The sequence below is a fragment of the Sneathiella sp. genome (assembly GCF_002694385.1).
GTDB lineage: Bacteria > Pseudomonadota > Alphaproteobacteria > Sneathiellales > Sneathiellaceae > Sneathiella.
In genome coordinates, this window is the sequence record NZ_NZMB01000027.1 from 1 (window position 1) to 7,979 (window position 7,979).

6 protein-coding genes are annotated in these 7,979 nt (G+C 53.9%); 2 read left to right on the forward strand and 4 right to left on the reverse strand.

The window, feature by feature from the left end; all coding sequences use genetic code 11:
- On the reverse strand, window positions 1-811 hold an 811-nt coding region (locus tag CMN55_RS16590), incomplete at its 3' end, for a C4-dicarboxylate TRAP transporter substrate-binding protein (RefSeq protein ID WP_293951354.1).
- Between the two features lie 545 nt (window positions 812-1,356).
- On the opposite strand from CMN55_RS16590, the gene CMN55_RS16595 reads away from it, so the two are divergent.
- Together CMN55_RS16595 and ypfJ are read left to right on the forward strand one after the other, a co-directional pair.
- Complete coding sequence (locus CMN55_RS16595; protein WP_293951356.1) at window positions 1,357-2,568, forward strand: acetyl-CoA C-acetyltransferase; 1,212 nt, start codon at window positions 1,357-1,359, stop codon at window positions 2,566-2,568.
- 229 nt (window positions 2,569-2,797) lie between these two features.
- Complete coding sequence (ypfJ, locus tag CMN55_RS16600) at window positions 2,798-3,703, forward strand: KPN_02809 family neutral zinc metallopeptidase (RefSeq protein ID WP_293951358.1); 906 nt, start codon at window positions 2,798-2,800, stop codon at window positions 3,701-3,703.
- A 58-nt stretch (window positions 3,704-3,761) separates the two neighbouring features.
- Here ypfJ and CMN55_RS16605 read toward each other — a convergent pair whose 3' ends face one another.
- The 3 genes from CMN55_RS16605 to dctP all read right to left on the reverse strand — a co-directional run bounded on the left by CMN55_RS16605 (window position 3,762) and on the right by dctP (window position 7,763).
- Window positions 3,762-5,249: a hypothetical protein gene (locus tag CMN55_RS16605; RefSeq protein ID WP_293951360.1), complete on the reverse strand. Its 1,488-nt coding sequence runs from the start codon at window positions 5,247-5,249 to the stop codon at window positions 3,762-3,764.
- A gap of 82 nt (window positions 5,250-5,331) precedes the next feature.
- Window positions 5,332-6,117 (reverse strand): enoyl-CoA hydratase-related protein, encoded by a 786-nt coding sequence (locus CMN55_RS16610; RefSeq protein WP_293951362.1) that lies wholly within the window; start codon window positions 6,115-6,117, stop codon window positions 5,332-5,334.
- Window positions 6,118-6,536: 419 nt separating this feature from the next.
- Window positions 6,537-7,763, reverse strand: coding sequence for a TRAP transporter substrate-binding protein DctP (gene dctP, locus CMN55_RS16615; protein ID WP_293951364.1), 1,227 nt, complete (start codon window positions 7,761-7,763; stop codon window positions 6,537-6,539).
- Window positions 7,764-7,979 lie beyond the last annotated feature (216 nt).

Consider the following 7,979-nt stretch of genomic DNA (forward strand, 5'->3'; position numbering starts at 1 on the left):
GATCAATGAATTCATCGCTGACGTGGGTAATGACCTGCCGGATGTTTTCGGGCATGCTTTCCCAGAGATCCAGGTTGATGCCCCCGCCAAAGCCCGGAATCAGGCCCATGTTGACTTCGGTAACATAGCCGACGACTTCATGAAACTTGTAGTCTTTGATGGCGTAGGTGAGAACTACCGTCCCATCGACAGTACCCCGGTCCAACGCCTGATAAACATCGCCATAACCGATATTCACGGGAACCGCGTCGATATTGCTCATCAGGGCCATGTAGGAGCCGGTTGCCCGAATTTTCTTGCCTTGCAGATCCGCAACCGTATTAAGCGGGAATTTGGTGAGTAGATCGCTCTGGCCGGTCGTGTAGTTCGTCAGTATGTGAACATTATTTCTTTTCATCTTGTCTTGCAGTTCCGGCATGGTCTGTTGCAACTCCTGCCATGTCCGGAGGGTGACCCAGATATCTCTGGATATGAACGGCAGGCTGCCATAATTCCAGACGGGCACTTCCGCCGGATTATAAATGCCCATGATTGTGCCGGCATCGGCAAGTCCCGTGCCGACGGCCCGCAATGTGTCCTTGCCTTTGGCCAGGGCCTGGCTCCAGAAGAATTCGACTGTTACTTCGCCATTTGTGCGCTTCTCTATTTCAGAAGCCCACCATCGCATTTCATCGGCGCGCGCCCCGCGCGGCGGGCCGATTTCTGAAAACCGGATGTGATATTCGGCATACGCATTGGTGCCGAATGCACATAGCGAGAGCAGCGTAACAATCATCATGAAACGCTTGGCGGTCAGGTTCTTAATTTTCATTATTTCCTCCCATACTCTTATTATTATCGTCCTTGAAGGGATTGAATGTCTGTTTCGGAAAGCGACTTCTTGTTATATTTGATTCTCCGAAAACAATAAAAACCTGATATATATTTTTGTATTAGTCAACAAATAGAAGTTGTATTTGGAGAATTTGATGTTGTTTTCGATTTTAATGACAAAAAAACTATTGCGTTGAGTCTTTGCCGGAATGAATTGAAATTTGCGCTCGGCCTGATACATACAGACATACAATTTTATAAGTTAACGGCATTTTGGACCGCAGGCGGGTCAAAAAAACGCATCCAATACTCGCGAGTGAGTTGAAGTGTGCGGCTGAAGATGTCAAAAAGCATCGTGCCTATGGACAGCGAAGCAACCCGGTTCATTCTGGAGTGGACAAAAGCGTGAAAACTCCTGATCAGTGTTATAATCCTGCGGATTGCTGCGCGGCAGTTAGGGCAAACAAAATGCAAGGGGCTTGAAGAACCATGTCTCGAACTAACCAGTTCAAAGCCATCACAAGAAAAAGGATAAATTGAAATATGCTCAAAGATGTCGTGATTTGTGAACCCGTTCGTACGCCAGTTGGTCGTTTCGGCGGTCAATTCAAGGATGTTCAGGCGCATGAACTTGGCCGGGTCGTCATAAAGGGTCTGATGGATCGCTGTGAAGGTCTGAAAGATCGTGTTGATGATGTGATCTTCGCCCAATGCTATGCCACGATGGATGCCCCCGCCATTGGGCGGGTAGTCGGGCTGGATGCCGGATTGCCGATCACCATTGGCGGATATCAGCTTGATCGCCGCTGTGGCTCCGGATTGCAGGCAGTGATTAATGCCGTCATGCAGGTTGCGACCGGCGGCTCTGATGTGGTGATTGCCGGTGGCGCGGAATCCATGTCAAATGCGCCTTTTTATGCCACTTCCGGCCGTTGGGGCGTTAAAGGCAGCTCCATGCAGTTCCATGATGCGCTGGCGCGTGGCCGGGTAACGGCGGGCGGAATCAACTATCCGGTTCCCGGTGGTATGCTGGAGACAGCGGAAAATCTGCGGCGCAGTCATTCCGTACCGCGGGCCGAACAGGATGAGTTTGCCGTCGAATCCCACCGCCGCGCCGTCGCCGCCCAGAATAATGGAACTTTCGATGACGAAATCATTCCGGTGACCATTTCCGGGCGCAAGGGCGATGTGACGATCACCAAGGATGAGCATCCGCGCCCCGAGGCCAATCTGCAAGACCTTGCCAAACTGCGCCCCATTCTGGGAAAGCAGGATCCGGAAGCGACCGTTACGGCAGGCAACGCGAGTGGCCAGAATGATGGCGCCTCCGCTTGCGTTGTGACGACGCGCGCCATTGCGAATGAGCTTGGCCTTAAACCCTATGGCCGGATGGTGAGCTGGTCAGTTGCTGGTGTCGGACCCGAGATCATGGGCATTGGACCCGTGCCTGCAACGGCGGAAGCGCTCGCCCGGGCGGAGCTGTCGCTGAAAGATATTGATCTTCTCGAGTTGAACGAGGCGTTCGCTGCGCAGGTGCTCGCCTGCACACGCGACTGGAAGCTCCAGAAGTCTGATTTCGAGCGGCTGAATGTCAATGGCTCGGGAATTTCCCTCGGCCATCCGGTTGGCGCGACCGGTGGCCGTATCCTTGCAACGCTGTTGCGTGAGATGGAACGTCGTAATGTCCGCTATGGCCTTGAAACCATGTGCATCGGTGGCGGACAGGGACTGGCCGCTATTTTTGAACGGGCATAAGTGACCCCGCAGATGATCGAAAGGGCGGCATGATCTGCGGATCACGCTGCCCTTTTTTATGGGCATCCTTTCCGCAAATTCCCGCTTTAAGGGGCATGATATCTGCCGACGGTGGTCAATACTGATGGATTTGTAGGCGGATGCTCTGGGCGGTTATTTTCCTGTGGTATCGCTGTTCAAACTCCCGTAATTTTATTTATCGCGATTGAAAGCTATATTGGAGGGCCCCATGCGGTGGCGGGATCGGCGACGGAGTGACAATATCGAGGACAGGCGCAGCCAGTCTGCCGGAGGTGGCTTCGGCGGCGGCCGGGGAATGCCTGTCCGGCTGCCGGGCGGGCGGGGCGGTAAACTTGGCATTGTCGGCGTGCTGGTGGTTATTGGAATCTCGCTTTTCCTTGGCATTGATCCCTCCATTCTCCTGCAAGGCGGAATGTCCGGCGGCAGTATGCAACCTCCAACGCAGCAGTATGAAACAGTAGGGCCGGAGTCGGATGAGACGGCCCAGTTTGTGGCTGTTGTCCTGGCGGACACGGAAGATAGTTGGCACCAGCTTTTTGAAGGCCTGAACCGGACCTATGAGGAACCGAAGCTGGTGCTTTTCTCTGGCGCCGTGCAATCGGCCTGCGGCTTTGCCCAGTCGGCAATGGGCCCGTTCTATTGCCCCGGGGACCGTAAAGTCTATCTCGACCTGTCCTTCTTTCAGGAGCTGAAAACGCGGTTTGACGCCCCTGGTGATTTTGCCCAGGCCTATGTGATCGCTCATGAAGTGGGACATCATGTTCAAACCCTTCTAGGCATATCCACCAAGGTGCATGAACAGCGGATGCGCGTGAGCGAAGCAGAGGGAAACCGGCTGTCTGTCCGGCTTGAACTTCAGGCGGATTGCTTCGCCGGTGTGTGGGCATTCCATGCCGATCGGGCACGGCAGATATTGGAAAGCGGCGATATTGAGGAAGCGCTGGGTGCGGCAACGGCGATTGGCGATGACCGGCTGCAGAAACAGGCGACGGGGACGGTTGTGCCGGATTCCTTCACCCACGGCACATCAGCGCAGCGGGTCCGCTGGTTCAAAACCGGCTTTGCAAGCGGGAGTGTACGTGATTGCGATACTTTTTCTGCAGCCAGCCTTTAGCTATAAACAGGGGCCATTTTAGGAGGGATACTATAAAGGCGGCTCCGGGGGCACCCATTCAGTTTCGCGAATAGACGGTGCCATTGACAGTGAGATTGCGGCCATCATAGCTGCACTGCGCTGTTGTTCCCGGCACGGGAATAGTGCGGAGCAGGGTGCCGGAGGCATCCCTGTATTGTGCGGGCTGGTAATTGAAGGTCATGCTGTCCCGCGTGCCAGCATAGGTGAAGTCAATATCCATGATATATGTGGTCGAGCCGCCATATGTCTGTTGCCACAGATGCCCGCGCCCCCGCCCATCAAGGGTCAGCTTGCTGAGCCCGGAGCTTGTGGTGAAATTACCCTCGACATATGTGCAGCCATCAACCGTAGGGGAGGAAGGACTGCTGGGCGATGATGCCGGGGCTTGGGCCTGTGCCTCTGAGGCGGCTTTTTCCGCGGCGGCGATCTCCGCATCTCGTTTTGTCTGTTCCATTCTAGCCATGTATTCCGCTTCTGAAGCAATCTGCTGACCGTTAATGAAATAACAGTTGCGCGCTTCTTGTCCGGCTTTGCGGCAGGGGTAGACGCCATGATATTGTTTGCTGTCAATCCCGGCCACATCATTGATGACAGTACCGTCAGGATATGTCACCTGTCCTTTGCCGGTGGGCCAGTTTCTGCCGATCATTCCGTTCCACTCAATGCCGTTCGTAAATGACATTGTGCCCTTTTCCGGGGCAAGGCCGACATACTGGCCGGAAAAGCGTCGCCCATCCGGCCATTCTGTGCGCGCCCCTTCCGGTATTTGCATATATTTTCCCGGCGCAGGTTCGACGATGCGGCCATCCTTAAACATCAAATCACCGGTCGGTTTCCCATTTTCAATCGTAACCTCCGGGGATTCGGCAATGTCTATCCCGCCTTCGCGGATTGTGGCCGGCCCCTTGCCATAGGGCATGTCATTTTCACGGGGGCCATAATAAACGGCTACCTGCTCACCGGTGATGGGGATGTTCACGGGATTAAACGCATCCATTACCGAGATGGTCTCATTCCCATGGATCATCATGGCGTTGGTGCTACGCGGATCGTCGACCGGCACGACAGTAATGTCATTAAAGACAAACCCGACATCAACGATGACAACGCGCATTTCACCTGCCTTGACAGTGATCCACTGATTCAGCTCGGCATTGTTTCTGAGCATGACACGCAAACGATACTGATCCGGCCACAGATTTATCCGGTATGTATAACCCGCCTGCACCATGTCTGTGTAAATCGGCTTGAAAGACTGATTGCCTTTTGCGCTCGGTATTTGCAAATGCCAGCCGTAATAGTCGCCAACACTGGATGGCTTGATTATGACCGCAATGCCGCCCGGTTCGGATGATTTTTCGGTTTGTGGGGCTGGTCCTTGCTCGGCCATTTTGACGGCCGCAGGAATACTGCCGGTAGCCTGAGATGTGCCGGATGAAGCGGAAGACGGCAGATAACCGGTCTCACAGGCACTCAGTACTAGCAAAACCGGCAGGAACAGAAAAAGTGAAAGGGTCCAACGCATGTCTTGCTCAATTTGTTGCTGGTGAGGATTAAGAGCAATCTGCCCGTCAAGGATTAATTATTCTTGAAGATCGGTTCTAACCTCACTCTCCCTTGAACTGAGCGGGGCGTTTTTCCTGAAATGCCTTGACGCCTTCGGGAAAATCATCACTCAAAAACGCCTGTCCCTGGCAGGCGGCTTCAAAGCGCAAGGCGTCAGCGAGGCTGTTGGATTGTGCGAAAGCAATCTCGCGTTTGATCAGACCGAGCGCGACTGTCGGCCCATTTGCCAGCCGGTGCGCCATCTCGCTCGCTTTATCCATCAGCTGGTCATCCTCGACAACATCCCATATCAGGCCCCAGTCCTTCGCGGTTTCCGCATCGATTGCCTGTTCACCGAATAGGGCCATTCCCATCGCGCGGGCCGTCCCAAGTTTGTGAACAAGAGACCATGACATGCCGCCATCCAGGACGGCGCCAATCCGGGAGAAAGCGGTGAGAAGCTTTGCTGACTTGGCGGCGATGATGATATCGCCGGAGAGCGCGAGCCCGCAGCCCGCTCCCGCCGCGGCGCCATTCAGGGCAATAATGACCGGTACCGGGGTTTCCCGAATGGCGAGGATAAGCCGGTTAACGCCTGCCATCATTTGCCCTTCGATGACCTTTCGGCGGCTTGCCAGCCCGTCGCCTTGCAAATCGGCCCCGGCACAAAATCCGCGTCCGGACCCTGTGATCAGGATGGCTCGCGCCGCGGTGCGCTTTGCGGTGACGTCCAGGACGATGCGGGTCAGATCCTGAATCATATCGGCGGACATGGCATTCATCTGATCCGGGCGATTGAGTGTAATTTTCAGCAAATTGCCGTTGGTTTCCTGCAGCAGACTGGACATATGGGGCTCCTGATTGTGTAGATGCGGTCAGCGATAATTAATAAGGGCAGGCAAGAGGCAGTTCAGGCGCGGTCATCGGCATTAATGAGATGACGGCGACGCAAACGGATCAGGGGAAAAATCTTTTTCGCACTTGGTCGGGATATGATCATGATCTGACTCTTTTTCTTTATTTTCTTGTCAGATTATCCCTTTCGCATGGTTTTTGTCGATTCCAATGTCTCAAGGGTGAATATAAATGTCTTCGACAGCCATTTTCTGGAGACGTTCAATAATATACCGGCGTCGAAATCCACCAGCGAAGGGGGAAATGAAATGCCCTGACAGGTGCCGGATGATCCGGCGAACTGTCAGGGCGATATCGGGGATTACAGCAAATCTTCAGGCACTCACAGCGCCAGAATTTCCTGCTTTCTGTTTTACTTTAAATTCTCCTGCTTGACGCGATCTGCGAAGGGGCCCATTTGGAAGTCCTTCACACTCGCCCAGCTTTGCTGAATATTCTCGGGGTCTCTCGGGATCTCTTTATATCCATATTCTGTGATGAGGGTTTCTTTCCATTTATCAAGCAGGGCCTGGAACTTGGCGACGAACTGCTCGGCATTGGGAAGCTTCGGTTTGATGATTTCGGTTTCCTGTTTGATATAGTCTTTCTGGAACTTGTCGAGCACGGCATCGAGCTGACGGGGGTCATGAAATTTGATCCCGTGTTTGTCGACGCCGTCGGTGGCGAGCTCCGCATATTTATGGATGCTGCCCTCTGTATAGACACGCCAATAGGTGATACCGGCCTCGCGCATGATCTGCTGCGCATCCGGGGGGAGATTGTTCCAGGCATCCAGATTGATAGCCCAGAGGGCGCCGAGATAGCCGGACATCTGGATGGGCGTAAAGTCCTTGGCAACCTCGATCAGGCCATAGTCGATATTCCCGGCCGGATGCAGAACGGCGCAATCGACGACGCCTTTTTGCAAGCCGTCATACATCTCGCCTGTCGCAAGAGGAACGGAAGTCATTCCGAGGGCTTTGGCTTCCGATGAGAAGACCTTGCCCCCGACCCGGGCGCGAATACCGCTTGCCTCTTCCGGCGTGACGACAGGCTTGGTGCAGAGCAGGTCGTAATTGATATAGGCATAGGTGGTGGCGAGAATCTTGACATTATAGGAGGTGAGCTCGTCGACGAGTTCGGGGCTGTTGAAAATTTCAAGCTGTGCCGCGCCGCCCTGCAGGATACCGAGGGGGAAGGAATTGTCCGGCATGGAACCAAGATCATTGAGAAATGTCGCGACGGGCAGTTCCTTGGGGAAATAGGCGGTTTGCAACTTGCCAATGTCGGCAAGACCGGAGCCGAGCCCTTTCAGAACTTCATTCCCGGGCATGAGAGAAGAGGAGAAATACAGATCGAATTTTATTTTGCCATTGGTTCGGGTTTCCACTTCCTTGGCGAAGGCCTTTGCGGCATCGCCGGTGACACCTTTCTCAGGCCCCTGTTCGGTGACGGTGAAGGTGACGGGCTTCATGGTTTCGATGGAAGTTTCGCTGGCGCTGGCCGCATGGGTCAGACCGGAAACCCCGGCGAGCAGCCCGAGAAAAGCTATTCGGGCCAGTATGGATCTTTTGGGTGTCTCGTCTGAAGGGGCATTCATTGACATTATCATTTAGGTTTCTCCCTTGGTGCTGTGTTTTGTGTTTTTATTGTTTTTTATGGCGTTTGTCGGGGTTGGGCGCAGTGTGCCGTTTCCCGGTTTGTGCGGCGACGGATGGTTTTGCTTGCCTGTTCCGGTCGCCGTTTAGAGGGGTATATCATAAAGTGCAAATTTAAGATACCCGATATCTCATCTTGATCGAAAAAGATTTATCCC

Excerpts from the sequence above, each read along its gene's own strand:
- CMN55_RS16595 (WP_293951356.1), top strand. The coding sequence starts at position 1,357 with ATGCTCAAAGATGTCGTGATTTGTGAACCCGTTCGTACGCCAGTTGGT.
- ypfJ (WP_293951358.1), top strand. The coding sequence starts at position 2,798 with ATGCGGTGGCGGGATCGGCGACGGAGTGACAATATCGAGGACAGGCGC.
- CMN55_RS16605 (WP_293951360.1), bottom strand. The coding sequence starts at position 5,249 with ATGCGTTGGACCCTTTCACTTTTTCTGTTCCTGCCGGTTTTGCTAGTA.
- CMN55_RS16610 (WP_293951362.1), bottom strand. The coding sequence starts at position 6,117 with ATGTCCAGTCTGCTGCAGGAAACCAACGGCAATTTGCTGAAAATTACA.
- dctP (WP_293951364.1), bottom strand. The coding sequence starts at position 7,763 with ATGAATGCCCCTTCAGACGAGACACCCAAAAGATCCATACTGGCCCGA.